The sequence below is a fragment of the Calidithermus chliarophilus DSM 9957 genome (assembly GCF_000430045.1).
In the GTDB taxonomy this organism is placed as follows: Bacteria; Deinococcota; Deinococci; order Deinococcales; family Thermaceae; genus Calidithermus; species Calidithermus chliarophilus.
The window spans coordinates 691,964-718,857 of sequence record NZ_KE387027.1 but is presented as its reverse complement, the minus strand read 5'-3'; the positions used below and the strand labels follow the sequence as shown (position 1 = coordinate 718,857).

General features: G+C 69.2%; 25 protein-coding genes. 11 read left to right on the top strand and 14 right to left on the bottom strand.

What is annotated here, in order from left to right:
• A partial coding sequence (locus tag MEICH_RS26300) for an AfsR/SARP family transcriptional regulator (RefSeq protein WP_420804471.1) occupies positions 1 to 920 on the top strand: 920 nt, incomplete at its 5' end.
• A 46-nt stretch (positions 921 to 966) separates the two neighbouring features.
• Here MEICH_RS26300 and MEICH_RS0120505 read toward each other — a convergent pair.
• The 3 genes from MEICH_RS0120505 to MEICH_RS0120495 form a co-directional block, all read right to left on the bottom strand.
• Complete coding sequence (locus MEICH_RS0120505) at positions 967 to 1,527, bottom strand: LabA-like NYN domain-containing protein (protein WP_027894157.1); 561 nt, start codon at positions 1,525 to 1,527, stop codon at positions 967 to 969.
• 72 nt (positions 1,528 to 1,599) lie between these two features.
• Positions 1,600 to 4,278 (bottom strand): phosphoenolpyruvate carboxylase, encoded by a 2,679-nt coding sequence (locus tag MEICH_RS0120500; protein WP_027894156.1) that lies wholly within the window; start codon positions 4,276 to 4,278, stop codon positions 1,600 to 1,602.
• A gap of 264 nt (positions 4,279 to 4,542) precedes the next feature.
• Positions 4,543 to 5,979 (bottom strand): amidohydrolase, encoded by a 1,437-nt coding sequence (locus MEICH_RS0120495; protein ID WP_027894155.1) that lies wholly within the window; start codon positions 5,977 to 5,979, stop codon positions 4,543 to 4,545.
• A 299-nt stretch (positions 5,980 to 6,278) separates the two neighbouring features.
• Between MEICH_RS0120495 and MEICH_RS0120490 the strand changes: the two genes are divergently transcribed.
• From MEICH_RS0120490 to MEICH_RS0120470, 5 genes are all read left to right on the top strand, one after another.
• On the top strand, positions 6,279 to 6,776 hold the full coding sequence (locus tag MEICH_RS0120490; RefSeq protein ID WP_027894154.1) for an NUDIX domain-containing protein: 498 nt from the start codon (positions 6,279 to 6,281) through the stop codon (positions 6,774 to 6,776).
• Complete coding sequence (ribF, locus tag MEICH_RS0120485; protein ID WP_157202936.1) at positions 6,760 to 7,656, top strand: riboflavin biosynthesis protein RibF; 897 nt, start codon at positions 6,760 to 6,762, stop codon at positions 7,654 to 7,656. The genes MEICH_RS0120490 and ribF overlap by 17 nt, the downstream gene beginning before the upstream one ends.
• A 174-nt stretch (positions 7,657 to 7,830) precedes the next feature.
• Positions 7,831 to 8,787, top strand: a complete 957-nt coding sequence (locus MEICH_RS0120480) for a TAXI family TRAP transporter solute-binding subunit (RefSeq protein ID WP_027894152.1) — start codon at positions 7,831 to 7,833, stop codon at positions 8,785 to 8,787.
• 104 nt (positions 8,788 to 8,891) lie between these two features.
• Positions 8,892 to 10,961, top strand: coding sequence for a TRAP transporter permease (locus MEICH_RS0120475; protein ID WP_027894151.1), 2,070 nt, complete (start codon positions 8,892 to 8,894; stop codon positions 10,959 to 10,961).
• A 3-nt stretch (positions 10,962 to 10,964) separates the two neighbouring features.
• The gene (locus MEICH_RS0120470) at positions 10,965 to 11,402 is read left to right on the top strand and encodes a hypothetical protein (RefSeq protein WP_027894150.1); all 438 of its coding nucleotides are present in this window, start codon (positions 10,965 to 10,967) and stop codon (positions 11,400 to 11,402) included.
• Here MEICH_RS0120470 and MEICH_RS26295 read toward each other — a convergent pair.
• Positions 11,367 to 12,239: a patatin-like phospholipase family protein gene (locus MEICH_RS26295; protein WP_036219783.1), complete on the bottom strand. Its 873-nt coding sequence runs from the start codon at positions 12,237 to 12,239 to the stop codon at positions 11,367 to 11,369. The genes MEICH_RS0120470 and MEICH_RS26295 overlap by 36 nt on opposite strands.
• A gap of 320 nt (positions 12,240 to 12,559) precedes the next feature.
• Between MEICH_RS26295 and trpC the strand changes: the two genes are divergently transcribed.
• A complete protein-coding gene (gene trpC, locus MEICH_RS0120460) occupies positions 12,560 to 13,345 on the top strand; it encodes an indole-3-glycerol phosphate synthase TrpC (protein WP_027894149.1) in 786 nt (261 codons plus the stop codon).
• A 180-nt stretch (positions 13,346 to 13,525) separates the two neighbouring features.
• Here the strand turns inward: trpC and MEICH_RS0120455 are convergent, their stop codons facing one another.
• The 3 genes from MEICH_RS0120455 to MEICH_RS0120445 all read right to left on the bottom strand — a co-directional run bounded on the left by MEICH_RS0120455 (position 13,526) and on the right by MEICH_RS0120445 (position 15,538).
• Entirely contained in the window at positions 13,526 to 14,392 is an 867-nt protein-coding gene (locus MEICH_RS0120455; protein WP_027894148.1) for a LiaI-LiaF-like domain-containing protein, read from the bottom strand.
• Between the two features lie 12 nt (positions 14,393 to 14,404).
• Positions 14,405 to 14,833, bottom strand: a complete 429-nt coding sequence (locus MEICH_RS0120450) for a PspC domain-containing protein (RefSeq protein ID WP_027894147.1) — start codon at positions 14,831 to 14,833, stop codon at positions 14,405 to 14,407.
• 81 nt (positions 14,834 to 14,914) lie between these two features.
• Positions 14,915 to 15,538 (bottom strand): hypothetical protein, encoded by a 624-nt coding sequence (locus tag MEICH_RS0120445; RefSeq protein ID WP_027894146.1) that lies wholly within the window; start codon positions 15,536 to 15,538, stop codon positions 14,915 to 14,917.
• Between the two features lie 229 nt (positions 15,539 to 15,767).
• Here MEICH_RS0120445 and sucC point away from each other — a divergent pair, with 229 nt between their 5' ends.
• Positions 15,768 to 16,904 carry an ADP-forming succinate--CoA ligase subunit beta gene (sucC, locus tag MEICH_RS0120440; protein WP_027894145.1) on the top strand — a complete coding sequence of 379 codons (1,137 nt, stop codon included), beginning with the start codon at positions 15,768 to 15,770 and terminating at the stop codon, positions 16,902 to 16,904.
• 116 nt (positions 16,905 to 17,020) lie between these two features.
• Complete coding sequence (sucD, locus tag MEICH_RS0120435) at positions 17,021 to 17,893, top strand: succinate--CoA ligase subunit alpha (protein ID WP_027894144.1); 873 nt, start codon at positions 17,021 to 17,023, stop codon at positions 17,891 to 17,893.
• A gap of 187 nt (positions 17,894 to 18,080) precedes the next feature.
• Here sucD and MEICH_RS0120430 read toward each other — a convergent pair whose 3' ends face one another.
• Complete coding sequence (locus MEICH_RS0120430; RefSeq protein WP_169730714.1) at positions 18,081 to 18,788, bottom strand: hypothetical protein; 708 nt, start codon at positions 18,786 to 18,788, stop codon at positions 18,081 to 18,083.
• A gap of 120 nt (positions 18,789 to 18,908) precedes the next feature.
• Between MEICH_RS0120430 and MEICH_RS28990 the strand changes: the two genes are divergently transcribed.
• Positions 18,909 to 19,064, top strand: a complete 156-nt coding sequence (locus MEICH_RS28990; RefSeq protein WP_157202935.1) for a hypothetical protein — start codon at positions 18,909 to 18,911, stop codon at positions 19,062 to 19,064.
• A gap of 198 nt (positions 19,065 to 19,262) precedes the next feature.
• Here MEICH_RS28990 and MEICH_RS0120420 read toward each other — a convergent pair whose 3' ends face one another.
• From MEICH_RS0120420 to serA, 6 genes are all read right to left on the bottom strand, one after another.
• A complete protein-coding gene (locus MEICH_RS0120420) occupies positions 19,263 to 20,111 on the bottom strand; it encodes a hydroxymethylglutaryl-CoA lyase (protein WP_027894142.1) in 849 nt (282 codons plus the stop codon).
• Between the two features lie 9 nt (positions 20,112 to 20,120).
• Positions 20,121 to 20,486, bottom strand: coding sequence for a DUF5615 family PIN-like protein (locus tag MEICH_RS0120415; protein ID WP_174422459.1), 366 nt, complete (start codon positions 20,484 to 20,486; stop codon positions 20,121 to 20,123).
• A complete protein-coding gene (locus MEICH_RS0120410; RefSeq protein ID WP_027894140.1) occupies positions 20,458 to 20,736 on the bottom strand; it encodes a DUF433 domain-containing protein in 279 nt (92 codons plus the stop codon). Before MEICH_RS0120410 ends, MEICH_RS0120415 begins: the two co-directional genes overlap by 29 nt.
• 404 nt (positions 20,737 to 21,140) lie before the next feature.
• Complete coding sequence (locus MEICH_RS0120405; protein ID WP_027894139.1) at positions 21,141 to 22,823, bottom strand: acyl-CoA carboxylase subunit beta; 1,683 nt, start codon at positions 22,821 to 22,823, stop codon at positions 21,141 to 21,143.
• 237 nt (positions 22,824 to 23,060) lie between these two features.
• Positions 23,061 to 24,125 (bottom strand): pyridoxal-phosphate-dependent aminotransferase family protein, encoded by a 1,065-nt coding sequence (locus MEICH_RS0120400; RefSeq protein ID WP_027894138.1) that lies wholly within the window; start codon positions 24,123 to 24,125, stop codon positions 23,061 to 23,063.
• Between the two features lie 139 nt (positions 24,126 to 24,264).
• Positions 24,265 to 25,830, bottom strand: coding sequence for a phosphoglycerate dehydrogenase (gene serA, locus MEICH_RS0120395; protein WP_027894137.1), 1,566 nt, complete (start codon positions 25,828 to 25,830; stop codon positions 24,265 to 24,267).
• A 151-nt stretch (positions 25,831 to 25,981) separates the two neighbouring features.
• On the opposite strand from serA, the gene MEICH_RS0120390 reads away from it, so the two are divergent.
• On the top strand, positions 25,982 to 26,824 hold the full coding sequence (locus MEICH_RS0120390; protein ID WP_027894136.1) for a DegV family protein: 843 nt from the start codon (positions 25,982 to 25,984) through the stop codon (positions 26,822 to 26,824).
• The last annotated feature ends 70 nt before the right edge of the window (positions 26,825 to 26,894 follow it).

The window sequence follows — 26,894 nt, the reverse complement described above, 5'->3', positions numbered from 1 at the left end:
AGGCCGCCCTGCCGGTGGGCCTGCGGGCCGAGCTCGAGCTCGCCCTGCTGGGGGAGCGAAGCCTGGACTCGCTCGTCGCGCAGGCGCGCGGCGAGGAAGCCCGGCTCGAGCTCGCCCTCGCCCTGCTGCACCGCGGCCGGCCCGAGGACCTCCACGAGGCCCTCGACCTCATCCTCACCCAGCAGTACCGGGCGCTGCTCGACGACCCCGACCTCGCCGCCCGGCTGGCGCCCCTGGCCGCGAAGGACCCCGCCCTGCGGGCCTTGTTCCCGCTGGAGCTCAGCACCTTCGGCCCCTGCACCCTGCGCTTCCTGGGCCGCACCTACACCGAGGCCGCCTTCCCCACCCGCAAGAGCCTGGCCCTGCTGATCCGGCTGGCCCTGGCCGACGGCCCCCAGCGGCGGGAGGCCCTGGCCGAGCTGTTCTGGGCCGACGCCGGCAACCCGGTGGGCAGCCTGCAGACCGCCATCTACCACCTCAACCGCACGCTGGGCCAGAAGGTGGTGGAGGGCGGCCGGGGCAGCCTCGAGCTCGCCTTCCCCGTGCGGCTCGACCTCACCGCCTTCGAGCGGGCCGCCCAGGAGGCGCTGCGCCTGCCCTCCAGCCTCCAGCCCCCGGCCCTGCGGAAGGCCCTCGAGCTCGCCCAGGGCGAACCGCTCGCCAGCTTCCCGGAGTGGTTCGCCGAGGAGCGCGCGGCCGCCGAGGCCCTGCGCGCGCGGCTGCTGCGGCGATTGGTCGAGCTCACGGCCCCCGAGAACCCCCAGGCCGCTATCGAACACCTCCAGGCCCTCGTGCGCCTGGAGCCCTACGACCTCGAGGCCCGCCGCCAGCTCATCCGCCTCTACCGCTCGGCGGGCGAGGGCGAACTGGCCCGGCGGGAGGAGGAGCGGCTACAGCAGCTCGAGCGGGAGCTGGGGTGACGGGCCTACGGCGAAGGCTTCGCGTCCCCGCCGTGCCTGGCGGCCTTCACTTCTCGGTCGTGCTGGGCACCGGGCGCTCGCGGTTGGGCATGAAGGGGTCGGGGATGTCGGGCAGGTGCACGAAGCGGTCCACGGCGTCGATGAGGCGCTGGGCGGTGGTCTCCTTGAAGGCGATCACCTCCACGCGGATGCCGCGCTCCATCAGGACTTCCACGATGTCGACGAAGTCGCCGTCGCCCGAGCCCAGCACCACCACGTCGAGGGTGTGCATCAGGCGCACCATGTCGGCGGCGATGCCCATGTCCCAGTTGCCCTCGTAGATGGGCTTGCCCTCGTCGGTGGTCTCCTTGACGTGCAGGTTCATGCGGCGCACGCGGTAGCCGATGGTGCTGAGCTTGTAGATGAAGGGCCACGCCGAGGTGTCGCCCTCGCGCTCGACCACGTAGGCCGTGGCCCGCACCAGGTGCCGCTGGGCGGTGGCGTACCTCAGGAGGCTCTCGAAGTTGACGTTCTTGTCGTAGTAGTCGCGCGCCGAGTGGTACAGGTTTTGGGTGTCCACAAACAGCCCCACGCGCTGGGCAGGGCTCCAACCCGGAAAATTGTTCATGCGTTGTCTCCTCTAAAAAAGTCGGGGGTGCTCCCCCAGCCATTATGCCAGAGGCAGACAGGCTTGGGGAGGTTACCCCGCGTTGCGCAGCCCGGCGGCGATCCCTAGCAGCGAGAAGAGCAGGGCCCGCTCGAGCCCCGTGCGCTCGGGCGCCTCGGGCGGGGTCTGGCGGTAGCGGGCCAGCAGCTCGACCTGCACGTAGCTGATGGGGTCTACGTAGGGGTTGCGCAGTTCGGTCTGGCGGGCCAGGATGGGGCGGTTGTGCAGCAGGGGGCCCTCGAAGGTCTCCTCCAGCAGCCCCCGCGCCTCCTCGAAGGCGGCGGCGATGCCGGGGAAGAAGCTCTGGGCGAGGGGGGGCGGCACCAGGCGCAGGTACTCCTGGGCGATGCCGAGGTCGGCCACCGACATGGCCTGGGCGGCGGCCTCGAGGGTGCTCTTGAAGAAGGGCCACTCGCGGTACATCTCGCGGCGCAGCTCGGGCTCGATGGCCCGCAGCCCCGCCTGCAGGCCGTACCAACCCGGGAGCAGCAGCCGGACCTGCGTCCAGGACATCACCCAGGGGATGGCCCGCAGGTCCTTGATCTCGCGCACCCGGCCCGAGCGGTAGACCGGGCGGCTGGCGATGTTGAGCGCGGCGATCTCGCGGATGGGCGTGAGGTGCTCGTAGAACTCGAAGAAGCCGGGGCGGGCCAATAGCTCGCGGTAGGCCCGGGTGGAGACCTCGGCGGCGTGCCCCATGGCCTCGCGCCACTCGGGCCTCACCGGCACCTCCCCGCCGTAGGCGTCGCGGGCGGCGGCCAGGCCCAGGTGGTAGAGCAGTTGCTCGAGGTTGCGGTAGGCCAGGTCGGGGTGGCTGTAGCGGTCGGCCAGGGCCTCGCCCTGCTCGGTCAGGCGCATGCGGGTGCCCACCGTGCCCGGGGGCAGGCTGGCCAGCGCCCGGCCCGCGCTGCCCCCGCCCCGCGCGGTGCTGGTGCCGCGCCCGTGGAAGAAGCTCACCCGCACCCCGTGCCGCGCCGCCGCCTCGGTGATGGCCTCCTGCGCCCGGTAGAGCGCCCAGTTGGCCGCCAGGAAGCCCGCGTCCTTGTTGGAGTCGGAGTAGCCGATCATGATCTCGAGCACCCCCCGCCCCCGGGCGTGGGCCCGGAACACCGAGTTGTGCAGCAGCTCGTCCACCACGTGCGGCGCGGCCTGGAGGTCGCCCAGGGTCTCGAAGAGGGGCACCACGTCGAAGGGCAGGGCCTTGCCCACCCGGTAGAGCCCCACCTCGCGGGCCAGGGTGAAGACCTCGAGCAGGTCGCTGGGGTGGTGGGTCATGCTCACCACGTAGGCCCCCCGCGCCTTCCAGACGGCCAGGGAGCCCAGCGCCACCTGCAGCGCCCGGCTTTGGGGCTTGTAGCCCACCGGGGCCAGCGGGCGGGGGGTGGCGAGCTCGCGGGTGAGCAGCGCGGCGCGGGCGGGGGGCTCGAGGGCGGCGTAGTCCTCCTCCACCCCGGCGGTGCGCAGCAGCTCGGCCACCGCCTCGGTGTGCTGGCGCGACTCCTCGCGCAGGTCCAGCGCCACCAGCTCGAGGCCCAGCGCCTCGGCCCGCAGGCGCAGGGGGCGCACGGTGCGGCGGGCCGCGGTCTTGAGCCCGACCTGCTTCATCCCCTGCTCGGCCTGGCGCAGGTCCAAGAGCCACTCCCCCGGCAGCTTGTAGCCCTCGCCCGGCTGTTCGCCCAGCATGGCCCGCAGCTTGTAGCGCAGGCTCATCAGGTAGCGGCGGTAGGTCTCGCCGCCGAAGCGGTCGGGGAGGCCCAGTTGCCGCGCGGCGTGTTCGGCCCCCTCGCGCACCTCGCGGGGCACCGGCAGGCGCTCGTCGGAGAGGGAGAGGTCGCGGATGAGGGCATCCACCTCGTCCACGTAGCGGCGCAGAAGCAACTCGCGGGCGTAGCCCTGGGCCCAGGCGGTGGTGTCGGGGGTGACGTTGGGGTTGCCGTCGCGGTCGCCGCCGATCCAGGAGCGGAAGACGATGGGCACGCCCAGCTCGGGGCGCTGGCCGTACTCGGCCTCGACGGCGGCCTCTAGCCCCTCCACCAGCCGCGGCAGCACCTGCCAGAGCGTGGTAGGGAGGTAGTAGAGCCCGCCTTTCACCTCGTCGTGCACGGTGGGACGGCTGCGGCGCAGCTCGAGGGTGCCCCACAGCAGCGCGGCGCGGGCCTGGATGTCCTCCTCGACGGCCTCGCCCCGCTCGAGGGCCTCGAGCAGCCGCTCGGCCTCGGCCAGGTGGTGCCGCACGGTGCGGCGGCGGGTCTCGGTGGGGTGGGCGGTGAAGGTCAGGTGCAGCCGCAGCCGCCGCAACAGGTCGCTGACCTGCTCGAAGCTCAAGCCCTGCGCCTTGAGCTGCTTCACCAGCGCCCGGAAGGACTCCGAGCGGGGCTTGTCGGGGGTGGAAGCCTGCTCCCTCGAGCGGTTGACCCGCACCCGGTGCCGCTCCTCGGCCAGGTTGACCAGGTGGAAGTAGGTCGAGAAGGCCCGCACCAGGCCCTCGAGGTTGCCGAGGCTGAGCCGGGCGACGAGGTCGCGCACCTTCTGCCGGGCCTCGGCGTCTCCGGGCTGCTGGCGCAGGTGCTTGCTGAGCGCGCGAACGTCCTCCTCGAGGTCGAGCAATTGCTGCCCCGAAAGGTCCACGATGGCCTTGCCCAGCGCCCGGCCCAGCAAGTCCACCTCGCGCTTGAGCTGGTCGTACAGCGGATCAACGACGGGTTGAATCATAGGGAACGGTTGCCCAAGGGCAACTTGGGCATAAGTTTACACGGTTTGGTGTACCAAAATGCGGGGGGAGCTGGGATTGAGGGCGGTGGATATCAGCTTTCAGGGGAAAGATCGAGGGCGGGCACGGGGGCCCGCCCCTACGTCATGCGGTTAGCGTTCGGCGTTGGGCGTTTTGCGTACGGCGTACGGCGCAGGACGTACGACCCGCGCCCGGCGTCCGGCGTTCGGCCATCGGCGTTAGACGTCCGGCGTTCGGCGCCCCAGCTACCCCAACTCTACCTCCCCCCTGAACACCCGCCCCACCGGCTTCCCGCCCTCCCAGAGCGTCAGGTCGGCAGGGGCGTCGGGGCGGATCAGGCCGTGATGGGGCCAGCCAGCGGCCAGGGCAGCGCCTCGGGTGAAGGCCCAGAGGGTTTCTTCCTCGGTGAGGGACTGGGCGGGGTTGACGGGGTTGCGCAGGGCGGCCTGGACCCCGGCGAGCAGGTCGGGCGGGGCTACCGGGGCGTCGGAGCCGAAGGCCATGGGGAGGCCGGTGTTCCACAGGTCGCGCAGGCGGAAGGCCTCGTGCTCCTTGCCGGGGAGGTGGTGGCGCACGAGGCCGGCGTCCTCGAGCGCGTGGATCGGCTGGATGGAGAGGGCCATGGGCAGGCCCCCAAAGCGGGGCATTTCTTCGTCACGCACGTGCTGGGCGTGCTCCATGCGGAGCGGGCGGGAGGCAGAGGCCAGGGGGGCGAGCTGGGCGTAGACCTCGAGCAGCCCCCGCACCGCCTGGGTCCCGATGGCGTGGGTCACTACCCCGAAGCCCGCCCTGAGCGCCGCCTCGCCCTGTTCGCGGATGTACTCGAGCGGGTCGAGCACGATGCCGTGGGTGCCGTCGGGGTAGGGCTCGACCATCCAGGCGGTGCGGCTGCCGAGCGCGCCGTCGGCGAAGAACTTGACCGCCGCGACCTCGAGCGAGTCCCCGCGCCAGCCGGGCCACACCCCCTGCCAGTTGTCCTTGTCCATCGCCCACCACAGCCGCACCGGCAGCCGCCCGGAGCGGGCCAGTTCCTCGGGGTACTCCAGCGGGCACCAGCCCATGTGGTGGGTGGCGGTGTAGCCGCGGCGGGCCAGGTCGCGCAGGCCGCGCTCGAGGTCGGCCACGCTGCCCTTGGGCAGGATGCGGTGGATGTAGCCCTGGGCGGTCTCGAGCAGATAGCCCGTGGGCTCGCCGTCCCCGTCGCGCACGAGAGCCCCGCCGCTGGGGTCGGGGGTCTCCCGCGTCACCCCGGCCAGCTCGAGCGCGCGGGTGTTGGCCCACCCCGAGTGCAGGTCGCGGCTGCGCAGGAAGACCGGGTGATCGGGCACCAGCTCGTCCAGCACCGACCGGTGCGGGTAGTGGTCGAAGAGGTAGCCCGCCCCGCGGACCCAGGTCCCCGGCGGCAGGCCCTTGGCTCGTTCCGCCACCCGGCGGGCCGCCTCACGGGGGTCGTGCACGCCCGAGAGGTCGAGCCGCTCGAGCTGCTCCCCCCACCCCAGCGGGTGCGTGTGCGCGTCGTGCAACCCCGGCGTGACGCGCTCCAGCCGCACCCGCTTGGCCTTGGGATACCTCGCCGCGAGATCCTGCTCGAGCCCCACGTCGGCGATGCGGTCACCCTCGAGGTACACCGCCTCCGCCCGCCCCGCCTCGGTCATGGTCCAGACGTCTGCGATGAGTAGCATGGGGATCAGTTTATCGGGTGACGGGAAGCGGTAAGCCGTCAGCGGTCAGCCGTCAGCCGTCAGCGAAAGGCTCGTGGCCCGTGGTTCACCCCTCCCCTTCCCTCCCCGCACGCGGGGAGGGTTTATCCCCCCTAACTCCCCTTGCTAAGGGGGGAACAAAGCGTCTCGCGTCTTGCGTTTTGCGTTTTGCGTTTCGCGTTTCGCGTTCGGCGTTGGGCGTTGGGCGTTCGGCCATCAGCTATCCCCCCCTCCGCCCAAGGACCTACGACCCACCCCTCCCAGCGCCATATACTTTCCCCATGCCCCAGCGGCGCTACCTCTACCAAGGACGCATCCTCAATCTGGCCATCGAGGACGAGAAATTCGAGATCATCGAGCACAAGGACGCCGTGTGCGTCGTGGCCGAGCAGGACGGGAAGATCCTCTTCGTGCGGCAGTACCGGCCCGCTGTCGGCAGCGACACCCTCGAGATCCCCGCCGGGCTCATCGAGGACGGGGAGGATCCCATCGAGGCCGCCCGGCGCGAGCTGGCCGAGGAGACCCAGCTCACCGGCGACTTCAGCTACCTCAACAGCTTCTACGTGAGCCCGGGCTTCTGCGACGAGAAGCTCCACGTCTTCCGCGCCCGCGACCTGCGCCCGGCCTCGGGCACCCCCGACGACGACGAGGACATCACCGTCGAGTGGCACGACCCCCGCGAGGTGCTGGAGGGGGCTCGAGCGGGCCGCGTGCAGATCTCGGCCTCGGCCATGGCCGGCATCCTCTTCCACCTGAGCGCCTATGCTGCTGATCAATGACCCCCAAGACGCCCCGCCCGGCCCCAAGGTCGTGGCCGTGGGCAGCTTCGACGGCCTGCACCTGGGCCACCAGCACCTGCTCAAACAGGCCCTGCAGGACGCGCACGCCCACCACATGCCCCTGCTGGTCTACACCTTCGACCCGCCCAGCAAGGTCTTCATGAAGGGCGAGGGCTTCCTCACCGACCTCTCCGAAAAGACCGAGCTGCTGCGGGCCCTGGGGGTGGAGATTGCCCTGATCGTGCCCTTCAACGAGGAGTTCGCCCGGCGCGACAAGGGCGAGTTTCTCGGCGACCTGCGCGGCCTCGAGGCCCACCTGATCTACGTGGGCGAGGACTTCCGCTTCGGGCGCGGGCGGGCCGGGGGGCTCGAGGACCTCCAGACCGTAGCCCCCACGCGGGTGCTGCCGCTGCTCGAGCTTCCCGGAGACGGCGGCGCGGTCAAGTCCACCCGCATCCGCGAGCTGCTCAAGACGGGCGACGTGGAGGGGGCCAGCCGCCTGCTGGGGCGGCCCTATTCGGCGCGGGGCATCGTGGTGGAGGGGGATAAGCTCGGGCGCACGCTGGGCTTCCCCACCGCCAACCTGCAGGTCTCGGCGATGAAGGTGCTGCCGCTGGGGGTGTACGCGGTGCGGGTGCAGACCCACGAGGGCGAGTACGGCGCGGTGGCCAACGTGGGCTACCGGCCCACCGTAGACGGCCGGGCGCTGCGCTTCGAGGTGCACCTCTTCGACTTCGCCGGCGACCTCTACGGCCAGGAGCTCACCGTGGCCTTCCTGCACAAGATCCGCGACGAGATGAGGTTCGGCTCGCTCGAGGAGCTCAAGGCCCAGATCGCCCGCGACGCCCAGGCCGCTCGAGCCGCCCTCAGCCCGGCCTGACCCCCTCCGCACCACCTGGCGCTCGAGGCCTCCTCAGGCCTGAAAAGGCCGACAACGACCGGCCACGCGCCGGCATCCTTAAAAAGATTTACGTTACGGACGTTATCGCCGTGGCTTATCCGGTGGCCGTAGTGGGGGGGCTTAAGTATAATGTTCGCGCGAAGGAGGCAAACCATGCGTAGACCTGCTGTGTTGGGCATAATCGGTGCGGCTGTTTTGACCGCTTCCGCCCTGGCCGCCGATTTCATCACCTTCGGCTCGGGCTCCACCACCGGGGTGTACTTCCCCGTAGCCACCGGCATCTCCAAGCTCATCAACGATGCCAACATCGACGTTCGCGCCAACGCCCGCTCCACCGGCGGCAGCGTGTTCAACATCACCGCCATCGCCTCGGGCGAACTCCAGATGGCGCTGGTGCAAAACGACATCGCCTACTTCGCCTACAACGGCACCGGCATCGCCGCCTTCGATGGCAAGCCGGTCAAGTCGATCCGCAGCGTGGCGGTGCTCTACCCCGAGGTCATCCACGTCGTGACCCGCCGCGACTCCAAGATCACCTCCATCGGCGACCTCAAGGGCAAGCGCGTCATCGTGGGCGACGTGGGCTCGGGCACCGAGCAGAACACCCGCCACGTCCTCGAGGCCTACGGCATGAGCTTCTCCGACCTCGGCCAGACCATCCGCGCCAGCGCCTCGGCCGGCATCACCCAGCTCCAGGAGGGCAAGGCCGACGCGATGTTCTACACCGTGGGCCTGGGCGCTTCCGCCATCCAGAACCTCGCCCTGACCACCCAGGTCAACCTCGTGCCCATCGACCCCGACAAGATCAAGGCCATGCAGAAGAAGTACCCCTTCTACGACCAGGTCGTCGTGCCCGGCAACACCTACAAGGGCGAGTCGGTGAGCACCATCACCGCGGCCGTGAAGTCGATGTGGGTCGCGGCCGAGTCCCTGAGCGCCGACGCCGTTTACAAGGTGCTCAAGGCCACCATCGGCAACGAGAAGGCCTTCAAGGAGATCCACCCCAACCTCGCCCGCTACTTCACCACCAAGGGCGCGGTGCGGGGCCTGCCGGTGCCGCTGCACCCCGGCGCCGAGCGCTTCTACAAGGAGATCGGCGTCCTGAAGTAGCCATCTCACCCCCACGGGGACGGCATGGCCGTCCCCGTTTTTTTTCGGGTGCGAAACGGGGCGAAATGGCGTATATTCTTCGGGTTATCCCTTGAAGGAGCTTTATGAGCGAGGTTGATAAAGCCCAACAACTTCTGGAAGAGGTCGAGTTCGGCGGACGCAAGCCCCAGGGCTGGGTGCGCTGGCTGGTTCTGGGGCTGGCGGTGGGCTGGAGCCTGTTTCAGATGTACGCCACCTACGTGGGTACGCTGAACGAGCTGGTCTGGCGGGCCACCCACCTGGCCTTCGCCTTCGCTCTGGTGTTTCTGGTCTACCCCTTCGGCAAGCGCAGCTCGAGACGCCGCGTCCCCTGGTTCGACTGGATCCTGGGCGTCGTCGCGGTGGGCTCGGCGCTCTACGCGGTGTTCGAGTACCGGGGCATCCTCGAGGAGCGCGGCGGCTTCGGCAACCCCACCGACGTCCTGGTGGCCTCCTCCACCGTGGTCATGCTGCTGCTGGCGGCCTGGCGGGCCATCGGGCCGGCCATGCCCATCATCGCGGGGCTGTTCATGCTCTTCGCCCTCACCGGGCCTGCCGGGCTGATCAAGCTCGAGCTGCCCGGCATCCTGGGCGAGCTGCACGCGGGTGCCACCTGGCGCTCCCTGATGAACCAGCTCTTCATGAACACCAACGACTCCATCTGGGGCACCCCCATCGCGGTCTCGGCGGAGACGGTGTTCGTGTTCGTGCTCTTCGGGGCGCTGCTCGACCGGGCGGGGGCCGGGCAGTTCTTCACCGACCTGGCCTACAGCCTGCTGGGCGGGGTGCGCGGCGGCCCGGCCAAGGCCTCCATCATCGCCTCGGCGCTCAACGGCATCGTCTCGGGCTCGTCGGTGTCGAACGTGGTGACCGGCGGCAACTTCACCATCTCGACCATGATCCGCGCGGGCTACACCCGCGAGAAGGCCGGGGCCATCGAGGTGGCGTCTTCCTCCAACGGCCAGCTCATGCCCCCGGTGATGGGCGCGGCGGCCTTCATCATGGCCGACCTGCTGGGCGTGCCCTATCCCCAGATCATCATCTTCGCCATCCTGCCCGCCATCCTGGCCTACGGCTCGCTGCTGGTGGTGGCCGACCTCGAGGCCGCCAAGCTGGGCCTGCGCGGGATGCCCCGCAGCGAACTCCCCGACTTCGGCAAGACCCTGCGCGGCGGGCTGCACTACCTGCTGGTGCTGGCCTTCCTGCTGTACTGCCTGCTCTTCGACGACCCCTTCCGCGCCGGGATCAACGGCCCCCTCACCCCCAACACCTCCGCGCTCTACACGGTCTTCGTGCTGATGGGCGTGATTGTGTTGCAGGAGCTCTACCGGGGCTGGCGCGGCAACAACCTGCTGCTGGGCCTGCGCTCGGGTGGGCAGATGATCGTGGAGGGGCTCGAGAACGGCGCGCGCAACATGGTGGGCATCGCCATCGCCACCGCCGTGGCCGGGATCATCGTGGGCGTGGTGCTCATCACCAACGTGGGCACCGGCCTGGCCGACATCATGCGCACGCTGTCCTTCGGCAACTTCATCGCGGCGCTGGTGCTGGCGCAGCTCATCAGCCTCTTCCTGGGCATGGGCGTGCCCACCACCGCCAACTACATCATCATGGCGACGCTGATCGCGCCCACGCTGTTCAAGCTGGGCACCGAGGCCGGGCTCGACTACGGCAGCCTCAGCTTCGGCACCAGCGAGGTCGCCATCCTGCTGATCTGCATCAACTTCTTCGCCTTCTACTTCGGCATCATGGCCGACTCCACCCCGCCCGTGGCGCTGGCGGCCTACGCCGCCGCCGCCATCTCCAAGGGCGACCCCTTCAAGACCGGGGTGCAGGGCTTCGTCTACGAGCTGCGCACGGCGCTGCTGGCCTACATGATCGTCTTCGACCCCAAGATCCTGCTCATCGGCGTCGGCAGCTTCGGCGAGGGCCTATGGATCGCGGCCTCGGCGCTGCTGGGCATGACGGCCTTCTCGGTGGCGACCATCGGCTACCTGGCGGGGAACGTGAACTGGCTGCTGCGGCTGGTGATGCTGGCCTCGGCGCTGCTGCTGGTCTCGAGCGGCTACGTCAGCGACTTCATCGGCATCGCCCTCTTCGCCGCCGTGTACCTCCTGCAGCGCTTCGTGCTGGGCCGAAGGCCCGCCCAGACCTGAGCGATGCCCACCCCCGCCTTCCAGCACTGGCTCGAGGCGCTGCTCGAGCCGCAGGCCCCGCTGCCGGAGCGCAGGCGGGGCTACTTGTGGCTCTACGCCGCCGGCGGCGCAGCCCAGGCGTTGCTGGCCGCGCTGGCGTACGGGCTGATGGGGCCGCTGGGGCCGGTGCCGGGCTGGGTGGGCGCGGTGTACCTGGGGACCGCCCTGGCGGCGTGGGCCTGGCTGTTGCGGCGCAAACGGCTCGCTCGCGCCAGCAAGCAGAAAAGCCGCTACGCCGCGATGGCCTTGCTGGACGTGGCGGCGCTGTCCACGGGCCTGATGCTGGCCGCGCTGGGGCTGCGGGCGGAATTGCTGCCGTGGGGCCTGTTGACCGCAGGCTTCGCCGTCGGGGCGTACCTCGCGGGCTTAGCTGGCCTTCTGCGCCAGCTTGAACAGCCGTGACCACCAGTGGGGCGCGGGGGTAGCCCCCGAGACCGGGGGCCGCAGGAGGCGGCGCAGTTCGGGCAGAACCTCCCGGGCGCGCTCCTGGCCGAGCTCGAACAGCACGCCCGCCTGGGAAGCGTCGAAGGTGTCGATGGGGTGGGGAGGGTTGAGGCGCACGACGAGGTCGGCCTGGCCCAGCGCCAGCTCGACGAGGCGGCGGCGCGAGGCCTCACCGGCCTGGAGGGCGGCCTCGAGCGCCGTCCTGGGCTCGCTCCAGACGTAGGGGTTGGACACGTCGAAGGCCAGCACCGGCCCCAGCCCCAGGCTCTGTGCCGCCGTGACCGGCACCTTCTCAGCTACGTCGCCATCGACGAGCACGCGCCCGTCGAGGCGCACCGGCGGGAAGATGCTGGGGATGGCGCTGCTGGCGCGGATGGCCTGGGCCAGCGATCCCGTGCGCAGGGGGATGAGCTCGCCGGTGTTGAAGTCGGCGGCCTGGATCACCAGCGGGATGGGGCTCTCCTCGATGTTCTTGGTGCCGAAGAGCCTCGAGAGCCCTTCCTGGTAGTAGCGTCCCTCGGCCAGGGTGGGCTTGCGCAAAAACTCCATCACCCGCATCCAGTGGCGCAGCTTGCCGCTTTTTTGCAGGCGGTCGAGGTCGGGGTCGTAGAGGGTGTGCAGCACGAAGCTAGGCTCCAAGGGCAGGTCGAAGGCATAGATCGACGCGGCGAGCGCCCCCGCCGAGCTGCCCGCGATCCCCGCGATGGGAACGCCTTCATCGCGCAGAACCTTGAGCAAACCCAGATGGGCGACTCCCCGGACTCCACCTCCCCCAAGCGCAAGCACGACTCCCATACCCTCAGAGTAGGGGCAGCGGGTCAGTTCAGAATGAGAGCCTGGGATGCTTTGGCGATGGGTGGACGTCGATGGTCGGGCGCGGGGCGTACGTCCTGCGCCCGGCGTCGTACGCAATACGCCTAACGTCGAACGCCCAACGCCGAACGCGGGTCGTACGTCCTACGTCCTACGTCGTACGACGTACGCAAGACGCATGACGTAGGGGCGGGCCCCCGTGCCCGCCCTCGCTCTTTCTTTTCTTTTCACTAGCCGCGATCCACAGGCCACGGGTCACTGGCTGACGGCTGACCCCTCGCCGCTTCTGGTAGCATGATGCGATGATTCCCCGGCTCGACGACGTTCCCGGCGTGCTCGGCGAGATTTGCCGCCGGCGGCTGGCCGAAGTTTCGCAGCGGCCTTTTGGCTCCGTTCCCGATGTGGGCCAGTCCCTGCCCTCTTTCTCCCGGGCGCTCGCCCTTCCCGGGCTCTCGCTGATCGCGGAGGTCAAGCGCAAGAGCCCTTCGCAGGGCGACATCGCGCCGCTGGACGCGCCCGCCGTGGCCCGCTCGTACGAGCAGGGGGGGGCGCGGGCCATCAGCGTGCTCACCGAGCCGCACTACTTCGCCGGTTCGGACGAGGACCTGCGGGCCGTGCGGCGGGCGGTGGGGCTGCCGCTGCTGCGCAAGGACTTCACCGTGCACCCCTCACAGGTGCCGGAGGCGCGGGCGCTGGGGGCTTCGGCGGTGCTGCTGATCGTGGCGGCGCTGGGCGGGCTCACCGGGGACTACCTCGAGCTCGCCCGCCGCCACGGCCTCGAGGCGCTGGTGGAGGTCCACGACGAGCGCGAACTCGACCTCGCGCTCGAGGCCGGGGCCGAGATCGTGGGCGTCAACAACCGCGACCTGGTGAGCCTGAGGGTGAACATGGACACCGCCCCCCGCCTGGGCGAGCGGGCGCGCTCGAAGGGCTTCACGGGCTTGCTCGTCGCCGAGTCGGGCTACAGCCGCCCCGAGGAACTGCGCCCGCTGGCCGGCCGCTTCGACGCGGTGCTGGTCGGCACCAGCCTGGCCCGCAGCGGCGACTGGCAAGGGGCCATCGAGGCCTTGATGGCCGACAGCCGCTGATACCAGATTCGGTCAGTCCGCCGCCGTTTGGCGGCGGACTGACAGGGCCGAAGGGAGTGCTCTGGGATTCAAAAAGATAGCCTCTGAGGGTCTTTGGTTCGGATGATTATCTTTTTGAATCCGGTATGACCCCCGGACGGCAGTGGCGGGAAGCTACAGGGCGTAGCTTCCCGCTCTCTTTCAGCGCCGGACCTGGATGCGGCCGATCCCGCCGTTGATCTCGAGGTCCACCCGGTTGGCGGCCCCCTCGTAGTCGGGGCTCTCGTAGCGGTCTTCCCCCCGGCGCACGAGGCCGTCGGGCAGGTCGAGGGCGCCGAGGCCCCGGTCGGCCTTGACCCGCAGGGCCACGCCCGCGGGCACCACCACCTCGATCTCGCCGACCCCGCCCGAGACGTCGGCCTCGAGCTGTCCCCGCTCGGGCAACTCCACGTAGACCCGGCCCACCCCGCTGTCGAGGTCGAGCTGTTCGACGCGGAGGAGGCGCAGGTTGAGCCGGGTCTCCCCCACCCCGGCGTTCACCCGCAGGTCGAGGGGCACGTCGGGGCTGAGGTTCACCTGCCAGCTCGAGCCCCGGTTGCCCGTCAGGCCGCGGGTGTTGCCCTGCGTCCGGTAGCTCACCCGCAGGGCATCGCCGTCGCGGCCGGTGTCGCGCTCGAGGCGCTCCCCCCGCAGCAGCCCGAGCTGGCCTTCGACCAGGTTGGGGCTGCCGGCGGGCAGCGCACCGACCTCGAGGCGCGTCACGCTCGGGGAGAGCTCCACGCGGGCCTGCCGCGCGCCCTGGAGGGCCTCGCTCACCTGCTCCACGCCGCCGGGCGAGGCGGGCCGGAGGGCGTAGAACAGCACCAGCACCACGGCCAGCGCCGCGGTGCCCAGCAGGATGGGGCCGCGGTAACGGTTGTTGCGCCCCAGCAGGAAATCGAGCCCCACCGCGATGAGGATCAGCGGCCAGATCTGGCCGATGGCCCCCCACACGTCCCAGGAGAGCCAGCCCAGGTTCTGCAGCAGGAAGATCAGCCCTACCGCGATCAGAATGATGGCACCGACCATAAGCCCCTCCGGCTAGCGGTTGCGCTCCCGCAGGAGCAGGACCACACCCAGCCCGATCAGCAGCGCCGGCCACAACAAGTCGCCGTTGACGCGCAGCCAGCCCAGGTTGTCGAGCAGGAACCACGCGCCCACCAGCAGCAGGATCCAGCCCAGCGTGGCGCTGCTGCGCCCGCCCTGCACCATCTTGCGGGCCTCACCCCGTACCTCCTCGAAGCCCTGCCGCAGGGTGTCCTCCGAACCGGCGGGCGCGGCGCTGGCCTTGGGGATGACGATCCACAGGATCAGGTAGAGCACGAAGCCGCCCCCGCCGAACAGGGCCAGCAGCACGAACAGCGCCCGCACCAGGACGGGGTCGATGCTGAAGTACTCGGCCAGACCGCCGCAGACCCCGGCAATCACCTGGTCCTTCTCGCTGCGGTAGAGCTTTCGCGGTTCATTCATCGGGTTCCTCCGAGGCCGCTCCTTCAGCGCGGCCATCCCCGGGCCGGGGGAAGCCAGCACCTCCCCCGGCCGGGTCGGGCGTCACTTTTCCAGCAACTTCGTGTCGCCTGGCTTGCGGTTGCGCCACAACAGGTAGGCCCCGCCCGCGATCATCGCCAGCGGGAGCAGCACCTCGAAAACCCCCGTGAACCACCCCATCGTCAGCAGGGTCAGCAGGCCGGTCCCGAGCGCCGGGAAGATGGCCCAGCGCTGGCCGAGGGCGAAAACGGCGGCGAAGGTGATGGTCAGGCCCACGAAGAACACGGTCCCCCCGTCGACCCAGCGGCTCTCGCCGATGGCCGCCACCACCGCCAGGGTGAGCAGGGTGCCCGCCGGGATGACGGCCCACCAGTTTTCCCGCCGGTAGAGGTAGACGCCGAGGAAGCCCAGCCCGATGGCCCCCAGGAACAGCGTCCCGCCCAGGCTGCCCATCTGCTCGCCGAAGCCGATGAGGGCGCTGATCGCCAGAAGCACGAAGCCGGGGATCAGGGCCCAGGGACGGGTGCGGTCCTGCAGGAAGTAGACCACGAACCCCAGCCCCGCCCCGGCGAAGACCAGCGCGATGAGGGTTTCGCTGATGTAAATGCCCATGCTTTGCAGCAGGAACAGCAGGCCCAGCCCTACCAGCACGAGCCCGATAATTGGTCTGGAATTCTTGTCTGACATGTTGCCCTCCTCGAGGCCATAGTAGTCCCTGCGGGGTGGACTTTCCTCCATCGAAAGTCATAGCCGGGGCATGACTTTCGTCACGGCCAAGCCCCCGGCGCCCTCCCGCCCGCGAAAGCCCCGGTTTCGCGCTATTGCACGGAGCCTGACGCTTTTTGGCCCCGCACGTGAAAAACGTATAATACGCCACGGTTGAGGCCATACCCTCACAGCGTTTTAGGAGGCAACGGTGAATCTACACGAGTATCAGGCCAAAGAGATCCTGGCGAAATACGGCATCCCGGTCCCCCCCGGCAAGATCGCCTACACCGCCGACGAAGCCAAGCAGATCGCTACCGAGTTCGGGGACATGGTGGTGATCAAGGCCCAGGTGCACACCGGCGGCCGAGGCAAGGCGGGCGGCGTGAAGCTGGCTAAAACCCCCGAGGAGGCCCGCGAGAAGGCCAGCCAGATCCTGGGGCTCAACATCAAGGGCTTCATCACCAAGAAAGTCCTGGTGGCCAAAGCCGTCGACATCGCCAAGGAGTACTACGCCGGCCTCATCCTCGACCGCGTGACCCAGCGCGTGGTGCTGATGCTCTCCAAGGAAGGGGGCGTGGACATCGAAGAGGTGGCCGCCGCCCGCCCCTACGCCATCATCAAGCACCCCATTGACCCCCACAAGGGCCTGCGGCCCTTCGAGGCGCGCGCGCTGGTCAAGCGGGCCGGCCTCGAGGGCAACCTCAACAAGCTGGCCCAGATCCTCGTGCAGCTCTACCAGGCCTACGAGGGCATCGACGCCTCGACGGCCGAGATCAACCCGCTGGTGATCACCACCGGCGGCGACGTGGTGGCCGCCGACGCCAAGATCGTCCTCGACGACAACGCCCTCTACCGCCACCCCGAACTCTCCCGGCTTCGCGAGGCCGAGGCCGAGCACCCCCTCGAGGTCGAAGCCTCCAACTACGGCTTCGCCTACGTCAAGCTCGACGGCAACGTGGGCATCATCGGCAACGGCGCCGGGCTGGTGATGTACACCCTCGACCTCGTGCAGCGCGTCGGGGGCAAGGCCGCCAACTTCCTCGACATCGGCGGCGGGGCCAAGGCCGACGTGGTGTACAACGCGCTCAAGGTGGTGCTCAAGGACCCCGACGTCAAGGGCGTGTTCATCAACATCTTCGGCGGGATCACCCGCGCCGACGAGGTCGCCAAGGGCGTGATCCGGGCCATGGACGAGGGCATTCTCACCAAGCCCGTCGCCATGCGCGTCGCCGGGACCGCCGAGGAGGAGGCCAAGACGCTGCTCGAGGGCCGCCCCATCTACATGTACCCCACCTCCGTCGACGCCGCCAAGGCCGTCGTCGCGATGACCGGAGGGCAGGGCTGAAGGCAAAAGGCACGAAAGGTGAAAAGGTCAAAAGCGAAAACGGCAACCCCTACCCCTGCTTTTCACCTCTTTACCCTTTGCCCTTCTGACCCTATGTGTCTTTTCGGAGGTTTCGCGTGAGCATCCTTGTCAATAAGAACACTCGAGTTCTCGTGCAGGGCATCACCGGGCGCGAGGGCGCTTTCCACACCGAGCAGATGATCAAGGCCGGCACCCAGGTCGTCGCCGGCATGACCCCCGGCAAGGGCGGCCAGACCGCGCAGGGCATCCCGGTCTACGACACCGTCAAAGAAGCGGCCAACCACCACCACATCGACGCCTCGATCATCTTCGTGCCCGCGCCCGGCGCGGCCGACGCGGCGCTCGAGGCCGCCCACGCCGGCATCCCGCTGGTGGTGCTCATCACCGAGGGCATCCCCACCATGGACATGGTCAAGGCGGTGGCCGAGATCAAGGCCATGGGCAACGTGCGCCTCATCGGCGGCAACTGCCCCGGCCTCATCACCCCCGGCGAGTGCAAGCTGGGCATCATGCCCGCCAACGTCTTCAAGCGCGGCCGGGTGGGCCTCATCAGCCGCTCGGGCACCGTGACCTACGAGACCGCCAAGGCCCTCTCCGACGCGGGCTACGGCATCTCGACGTGCATCGGCATCGGTGGTGACCCCATCATCGGCACCACCTTCAAGGACCTGCTGCCGATGTTCAACGACGACCCCGAGACCGAAGCCGTGGTGGTGTGCGGCGAGATCGGCGGCTCCGACGAGGAGGACGCGGCCGAGTACATCAAGGCCCACATGAAGAAGCCAGTGGTGGGCTTCATCGGCGGGCGCAGCGCGCCCAAGGGCAAGAAGATGGGCCACGCCGGGGCCATCATCATGGGCAACGTGGGCACGCCCGAGTCCAAGCTGGCCGCCTTCGCGGCGGCGGGCGTCCCGGTGGCCGACACCATCGACGAGATCGTCGAGCTGGTGCGGGCCAAGCTGGGCTGATCCGAACCGCATGACCCGGGGCAGCGGCAGGCCGCTACCCCGGGGTGTTTATTGGCCCGGTACGGCAGGAACGCAGGGCTTCGCGTCCGTTCTCGAGGACCTTTTCGCGCGAGGTCTGGCTGCCGGTCGAGGGAATGATCCCCGCAGGGCTTTACGAGGGCCGGGGAAGCGTTTTACCGCAAAGCGCCTATTGCGCCCCAGGGGCCACCCGGACCGCCAGGTCGATGAGGAGCGAGCGCTCGGTGAAGGTGTTGCGCACCTCGAGCCGCGCGCTGTAAGCCCCGGGCGGGGTGCCGGGCGGGATGTCGAGCACGAACACGGGCCGTACCGTGCTGCGGAAGCGGGTCTGGGTGAAGCGGTAGGTGCCCTCGAGTTCCTCCTCGAACCAGACCTCGCGGCCGAGGGGCTCGAGGGTGCCCAGCGGCGTCTGAAGCCCGACCCTCCACCCCGGCGGCGCGCTCAGGGTGCTGGCCTCGAAGAAGGGCAGCGAGAAGATGCGCTCCCCCGTCGGGCCCGGCGAGGGCAGCGAGGCGTAATTCCCCCGCTCCAGCTTCTCCCGGAAGACCTCGGCCGGGGCTCTCCAGACCGCCTGGCCGTCGTAGACCTGGCTCACCCGCTGTGTCACCAGCCGCCAGGCCTGCTCCTCGGGCGTGGGGTTGGCCGGGTCGCGGGGACGTTTGCGGAATTCGACCAGCAACACCCGCCACTCGGCAGGGTCGTAGGCTTGGGAGAGGTACCAGGTCTTGCCGGGCTCGAGCACGGGGACAGGGCTAGCCGCCAGGTCCAGCGGGGCGTAGACGGAATTGCCGTAAGTGCTGGGGATGCACCCGCTCAAGGCCAGGAGCACCCCTGCCGATGCAGCCGGAATGAGCCACCGCCTCTTGGGAATTTTCATTGTCACCATCGCCTTTCAGCCCCGTGATACTACGGCTGGCCCTGAGTTGGCTGAGATGGTCATTTTTGGCAGAGCCCCCCTCTCCCCTGCGCTACCCTGGGCCAACAAAGGAGGCGATGAATGGTCTGGACGATCCTGGCGATCCTGGCGTTCGTGGCGGTGGCAGCGATGATGGTGCGGCGCTCGATGGGGCAGATGCAGGCCATCCACCGCGAAGCCCTCAACCCCTACCACACCGCGGTGGTCGTGGTCACGGACGACGAGCCCAAGCGCTGAGAGCGGTTTGCGGGGTGCCTGGCCGGCGCGGACGGGCCGATCTGCCATTCCAAGACCGTTCTTGCCGCCGGGGAAGCGGCAAGATACCAGCAAACCGCGATGAGGGCTTCGGGTAAAAGTCGTCGCTGGTCGATAAGCTTTCAAACAGCTAGCGCATGCACTCATACCGGATAGGCGGGCCCACAGGCCCGCCTTCTTCTAGGCAAAGCGCGTGCGCAGCAGGGCTGCCGCGTCGGCGAGCTCGAGCAGCCCCTCCAGCCGCACCCCCACCTCGACCCCCTGCTGGGCCAGGTAGGGCAGCACCTGTTCGGTGCTGAGGTTGCCCACCAGGTCGTCCCCGGCGAAGGGGCAGCCCCCGATGCCGCCCAGGGCGCCCTCGAGCCAGCGCACCCCGCTGGCGAGCACGGCGTCGACCTTCTCGAGCGTTCCCTCGGGCCTGGAGTGCAGGTGCGCCCCGATGTCCTCGGGCCCGAAGGCCCCGACCACCGCCCGCAGGGTCTGGCCGATGACCTCGGCGCTCGCCACGCCGTAGGTGTCGGCCAGGGCGATCTCGCGGATGCCCATCTCCCGCAGGCGGCCCACGAACTCCACCGGGAGCTCGGGGCTCCACGGGTCGCTGTAGGGGTTGCCGAAGCCCATCGAAAGGTGCACGACGAAGTTGAGCCGCCCTGCGGCCAGGTCGCGCATGCGGGCCACCTGATCCCAGGAGTCGGCGACGGTCTTGTTGACGTTCTTGAGCTGGAAGGTCTCGCTGATCGAGAAGGGATAGCCCACGCTGGTCACGTTGGGGGCGGCCAGGGCCCGCTCCATGCCCTTCTCGTTGGCGACGATCACCAGGTACTCGCGCCCCTGGGGCGGGGGCAGCTCGGCCAGCACCGCCTCGGCGTCGGCGTGCTGCGGCACCCACTTCGGCGAGACGAAGCTGGTGAGGTCGAGGTGGCGGAAACCCGCCTCGAGCAAGCGGCTCAGGTAGGCGACTTTTTCGGCGGTGGGGATGAACCCCGCGAAACCCTGCCACGAATCCCTAGGACACTCCACCCATTTCATTTTTCACCCTCACGGCAACGCCGGGTTATCGTACCGCGCGACGCCGTCGGGTTGCACCACGTAGAGCTCGCCGGGGCGGGGCAGCCCCCGCGCGAAGAAGTGCCGCAGCATCCGGCGGATGAGCTCGCCGTCGGTCACGTCGGGGTGCAGCACGATGCGCCCGGCCCCCACCGGCAGCTTGATGGGGTCGCTGAAGTCGAGGTCGAGCGTGATGAGCACGCGCCGCTCGCGGTGGAGGTAGGCGTTGAGCGCCTCGTCGGAGCGGCCCGAAAGCCCCACGTCGCGCACCATCAGCACGTCGTGGCCCTCGGTGATCAGCCACCACAGCACGGTGGTGGGGATGTTCTCATCCAGCAAGATCTTCAGGGTCGTCATAGACGTTGAGCTGGATCCACTCGTAATTGCTCATGCGAGCGCCGTAGAGCAGCGCGGCCTGCACGTCCTCGGCCGTGAGGGGCGGGTACTCCTCGAGCACCTCCTGCACCGACAAACCCGCCGCCAGCGCCTCCAGGACGGTGTGCACGGCGATGCGGGTTCCTTTAATACGGGGCCGACCACGCAGGATTTCGGGGTTGGAGTTGATGCGGGAGAGCAGAGCGTCGTGAGACCGGGCGCTGAGTTTCAAGAAAGCCTCCCCGACTTCCGCCTTACGCAAGCGCAGCCCAGGTCTCCGGTTCAGGCGTGGGAAGGATCGCGCTCTGAGCCGAAGACCCCGTAAAAACTAGCTCCGCTGGCGGGGGTCGTCTGAGCTCAGGATACCTGAAATTGGGGAGGGAATACGGGAAAAGGTCACTAAGGGGCGAGGGTTGGTAGCCGAACGCCGGTAGCCCATAGCCGATAGCCGGGCGCGGGTCGTACGTCCTGCGCCGTACGCCAAACGCCAAACGCAAGACGCAAAACGCCCATTCTTTACCCCCCTTAACAAGGGGGGCTGGGGGGATACCCCACCCCGCTGGCGGGGTGGGCAGGGGTGGGGTTACCACGAGCCACGAACCCCTGCTTTTCGCTGAGGGCTGACGGCTTAGGGCCTCACACCTGGAACACCCCCACGCTCATCTGCTCGCGCACGGGGTTTAGGGCGCAGGTCTCGAGGCTGCGGATCAGCCGCTCCCGCGTTTCGTGGGGGAAGATCACTTCGTCCACCCAAAGCCGGGCGGCGGCGTAGCGCGGGTCGAGGGTTTCCTCGTAGCGGCCCTTGATGCGCTCGTAGAGTTCTTTGAGGTCCTGGTCGGTGGGGGTTTTGCCCTCTCGCTCGAGCTTGGAGACCTCGATCTCGAGCAGGGTCTTGGCGGCCTGGGCCCCGCCCATCACCGCGTACTTGGCGCTGGGCCAGGCGTAGAGGAAGCGCGGGGCGTAGGCCTTGCCGGCCATGGCGTAGTTGCCCGCGCCGAAGGAGCCGCCGGTGATGAGGGTGATCTTGGGCACCACCGAGTTGCTCACCGCGTTGACCAGCTTGGCCCCGCGCCGGATGATGCCGTTCTGCTCCGACTCCTTGCCCACCATGAAGCCCGTGACGTCCATCAGGAACAGCAGCGGGATGAAGCGCTGGTTGACCTCGAGGATGAAGCGGGCGGCCTTGTCGGCGGCCTCGGCGTAGATCACCCCGCCGACTTCGATCTTGCCCCCCGCCCCGCCGGGAGGGGCGGGTTTCTTGATGACGGTGCGCTGGTTGGCGACGATGCCCACCGGGAAGCCGCCCAGCCGGGCGTAGCCGCACACGATGGTCTCGCCGTAGCCGCTCTTGAACTCGTGGAACTCCGAGCCGTCCACCAGCCGGGCGATCACCTCGCGCACGTCGTAGGGGCGGGAGCCGTCGGGCGAGACCAGGCCGTAGAGGTCCTCGGGCTCGTAGGCGGGCTCGAGCGGGGCGATGCGCTCGCGGGCCCAGGGTGCGAGTTCGGGGGCGGAGTACAGCGCGGCCAGTGCGCGGATGCGCTCTAAGGCGGCCTCGTCGCTGGGCTCGTAGAAGTCCACGGTGCCCGAGACCTCGGCGTGCATCCGGGCGCCGCCCAGCTCCTCCGAGCTCACCTCCTGCCCGATGGCGGCCTTCACCAGCGCGGGCCCCGCCAGGTAGAGGCCCGAGCCCTCGGTCATGATGAGCGCGTCGGTCATGAGGGGCAGGTAGGCCCCGCCCGCCACGCAGTTGCCCATGATGGCCGAGATCTGCGGGATGCCCAGCCCCGACATGCGGGCGTTGAGGTAGAAGATGCGCCCGAAGTCGTCCTGGTCGGGGAACACCTCGTCCTGCAAGGGCAGGAACACCCCGGCAGAGTCCACGAGGTAGACGGTGGGGACGTGGTTCTCGAGCGCGATGGTCTGGGCCCGGATCACCTTCTTGGCGGTGATGGGGAAAAAGGCCCCCGCCTTCACGGTGGCGTCGTTGGCGATGATCATCCAGTCGCGCCCGGCGATCTTGCCCAGCCCCGTCACCACCCCGCCGCCGGGGGCCCCGCCCCACTCCTCGTACATGTGCCATCCGGCGTAGCCCAGGATCTCCTGGAACTCGCTCTCGGGGTCGATCAGGCGCGCGATGCGCTCGCGGGCGGTGAGCCGCCCCCGGGAGTGCTGCCGCTCGACGGCCTTCTTGCCGCCGCCCTGCCGCACGATCTCGAGGCTGCCCCTGAAGTCGGCGATGCGCTCGACCCAGGCATCCTTGTTCTGCTTGAAGGTCGGGTTGTCCCGGTCCTCGGGCTTGAGTGCGCTGCTCAGCATGAGCAAAGTCTAACGGATTTTTGCAAGCAGGCGGTAATTCCGTCAGGCTTCGCAGGCCGGAAGGGGGAAGCGGTCAGCCATCAGCCGTCAGCGGTCAGCTTGTGGCTCGCGGTTCACCCCTCCCGGCCGGCGGGGAGGGTTTATCCCCCCCGGCCCCCCTTGCTAAGGGGGGGGGAAAGAGCGTTTGGCGTTTGGCGTCTTGCGTTTTGCGTTTTGCGTACGACCCGTACCCCCCACCTACAACGAAGCCACCACCTCACGGATCAGCTCGGCCACCGCGTAGGCATCGTAGAGGTCGCTGTAGCCCATCAGCGAGACCCGGAAGATCTTGCCCTTGAGCACACCCTGCCCGCCGATGATGGTGGCACCGCGCAGGGCGAAGGCTTCCTTGACCTGGGCGTACTTGACCCCCTCGGGGAGGTAGAAGGCGGTGGTGGCGGGGCTCCTGACCTCGGGGACCGGCTTGAGGCCCGCGCCTTCGCCGGCCTCGTAGAGCAGGGCGTTCTGCTTGGCCTTGAGGCAGATGTGGTCCTCGAGCTCGGGCAGCACCGCGCCCAGCACCCCGGCCACCGCCGCCACGAGGTTGATGGCGGGCGTCCAGGCCGACTCGCCTTCGCCCTGCACTTTGAGCTCCTTGGCGAGGTTGAGGTAGTAGCCGCGGGGCTTGAGGCGCCCCAGCGCGCGTGGCGAGAGCGCCGCGTAGCCCAGCCCGGGCGGGCACATGGTCCCCTTCTGCGAGCCGGAAGCCGCCGCGTCTATGCCCCACAGCTCGAGCGCCACCGGGCTCACCAGCAGGCTCGTGACCATGTCGGCCACCACCAGCGCGTCGGGGAAGCGGGCCTTGAAGGCCTGGGCCAGGGCCTTGACGTCGTTGAGGGCGCCGGTGGAGCTCTCGGAGTGGGTGAGCAGCGCGCCGTGGAAGGGGCCCCCCAGCCCCTCGACCAGTTCCGGCGGGACGCTCTTGCCGTACTCGAGGTCGGTGCGCAGCACCTCGAGGCCCAGCGCCTCGGCGATCTCGGCCCAGCGCTCGCTGAACTTGCCGTGCACCGGAACCCACACCCGCTCGCCGGGCGCGAAGAGGTTGAGCACCAGCGCCTCCATGGCCGCCGTGCCCGAGCCGGTGAGGATGAGCACCTCACCCTGGGTGTTCCAGGCCTGTTTCAAGCCCTCGCGGGCGGCCTTGAAGAGGCGGCGGGCCTCGTCGGTGCGGTGGTGCAACTGGGGCTGGGCCAAGGCCTCCACCGCTTTGGGGTGGAGCTCGACCGGGCCGGGGGTCAGCAGGCGGGGGCGGTAGACGGACATGGCATCAAGTGTAGCGGGTAGGGCTCAGGGTTGGGCGCGTGGGCGTGGGTGTTTAAACACACCCCGCAACACCAGCGCGTGAACACAAGCTCACAGCTCGGCCAGGTCAACGCGCTCGAGACCGGAGGTGCGAGCGCGGTCATAGCTCGGCCAGGTCAACGCGCTCGAGCACGTCCAGGCCGCGCAGGGCCTCGAGCACCGCCTCGCCGGGGCGCTGGTCCACGCCCAGCACGAACAGCGCGTGCCCGCCGGGGTTGTCGCGGCCGAGTTGCATCCCGGCGATGTTCACGCCGGAGTCGCCCAGCAGGGTGCCCACCTTGCCCACCACGCCGGGCTGGTCGCGGTTGATGCAGATGAGCATGAAGCCCTCGGGCACCACCTCGACGTGCTGGCTGTCGATGCCCACGATACGGGGCTTGCCCCCCAGCACCGCGCCGCGGGCCTTGCGGGTCTCGCGGTCGGTCTCGAGGGCCACCTCGATCACCTGGAGGTAGTCCTTGGGCTGCTCGACGTGGCGGGTGCTGAGGGGGATACCCCGGTCGCGCAGCAGGGGCCGCGCCGAGACCAGGTTGACCGCGCCCTCCTCGAGCACGCTCCCCAAGAGGCCCTTAGCCACCGCAGAGGCGATGGGGTCGGGGTTTTTCTCGAAGTCGCCGTAAAAGGTGACCTCCAGCGCCTGCGGGCGGCCCTGGGTGATCTGCGGCAGCAGCTTGCCCAGCGCCTCGCCCAGCGGCAGCCAGCCCTGGAACATCTGCAGGCCCTCGGGGTCGAAGCCGGTGTTGAGCGCGTAGGCCAGGTTGCCCTGCAGGGTCTCGATCACGCGCTCGAGCACCGCCTCCCCCACCCGGTCCTGCGCCTCGAAGGTGTTGGCGCCCAGGTGCGCGGTGTGGGTCACCTTGGGGTGCTGCACCAGCGGGTGCTCGACGTTGGGGGGCTCGAGCTCGAAGACGTCGAGGCCGGCCGCGAAGAGGTGTCCCTCGCCCAGCACCTCGATGAGGGCCTTCTCGTCGATGATGCCCCCCCGCGCGGCGTTGACCACCACCGCGCCCTTGGGCAGCAGGTAGAGCTCGCGCCGGCCGATCAGGCCGCGGGTCTCCTCGTTGAGCGGGGTGTGCACGGTGAGGAAGTGGCACTGGCGCAGCACGTCGGCCAGGTCGTCGAGGAGTTCGACGCCCAGGGTCTCGGCGCGGGTGCGGGGGATGTAGGGGTCGTAGGCCAGCACGCGCATGTTGAAGGCCCGGGCGAAGCGGGCCACCTGCCCGCCGATGCGCCCCAGCCCCACGATGCCGATGGTCTTGCGGTCGAGCTCGAGGCCTAAGTACTTGCGGTCCCACACGCCCTCGCGGATCTTGCGGTCGGAGTCCACCACCCCCCGCGACGCCGCCAGCAAGAGCGCCCAGGCCAGCTCGGCCGCCGAGCGGGTGTTGGCCTCGGGCACGTTGACCACCAGGATGCCCCGGCGGCTGGCGGCCTCGAGGTCCACGTTGTCCACGCCCACCCCGCCACGGCCCACCACCTTGAGGTTCTTGCCGGCCTCGAGCAGCGCCGCATCCACCTGCGTGCGGCTCCGGGTGATGAGCGCGTCGTAGCCCGCGATGACCTTGAGGATCTCCTCGCGGGGCATGTTCGGCTTGTAATCGAGCCGGATGTCCCCGTTCTTCACTTCGCCCAGCCGCATCTCATCGGTAACCAGAACCCGCCACATACCGCCAGAATCTACCACCCCTTTGGTATACCGTACAAGCGCCCGCGGGGTGCTTCGCGGTGCCGTGTGCTAGACTTGCAGCGTCATAAATGAACGGGCAATACGCCTTCCCGCAGGGGGTTATTCGGCTGCGGGCCATCAAGGAGGACAGATGAAAATCGCACTGGTGACCGACTCGACCTCAGACCTACCGCCTGCCCAAGCCCAGACGCTGGGGGTGCAGGTGGTGCCGCTGTACGTCAACTTCAAGGGCAAGGTGCATAAGGACTGGGTGGAGATCCGGCCCGCCGACATCTTCGAAGGCGTGCGCGCGGGGGCCGAGATGCCCAGCAGCAGCCAGCCCTCCCCCCAGGACTTCAAGGAGGCCTACGAGCGGGCCCTGAACAGCGCCGACCACGTGCTCTCCATCCACATCTCCTCCAAGCTCTCGGGCACGGCCCAGTCGGCCCAGCTCGCCGCGGCCGAGTTCCCCGGCCGCATCACCGTCTTCGACTCCCTGGCCGCCTCGCAAGGCATCGGGATGATGGTCGAGCGGGCCAAGGAGATGCTCGACCAGGGTGCCGACCTGCGCTCGGTGATGACCGAGCTCGAGCGCATGCGCACCGACCACAAGGTGCTCTTCTCCCTCGCCACCCTGGAGTACCTCAAGAAGAACGGCCGCATCGGCGGGGCCCAGGCCCTGCTGGGCGGGCTGCTGGGCATCAAGCCCATCCTCACCATCAAGGAGGGCCGCGTCGAGCCCGCCGGGCGTGCCCGCGGCGAGAAGAAGGCCCTGGCCGAGGTGGTCGAGGGCTTCAAAACCTGGGCCCAGGGCCGCAAGCACATCCGCATCTACTACCTCTACAACGGCGACGCCAGCGCGGTGGCCGCCTTCAAGGAGGCCATCAGCAGCTCGGGTCTGCCCGTCGAGGAGCGCAGCAGCAGCGAAGTAGGCGCGGTGATCTCCACGCACACCGGGCCCGGGCTGTACGGGTTCTACGCTTATAGCCTCTGAGGGGGAGAGGTCGATAGTCGATAGTCGATGGTCGATAGTCGATGGTCGATAGTCGATGGTCGATAGTCGA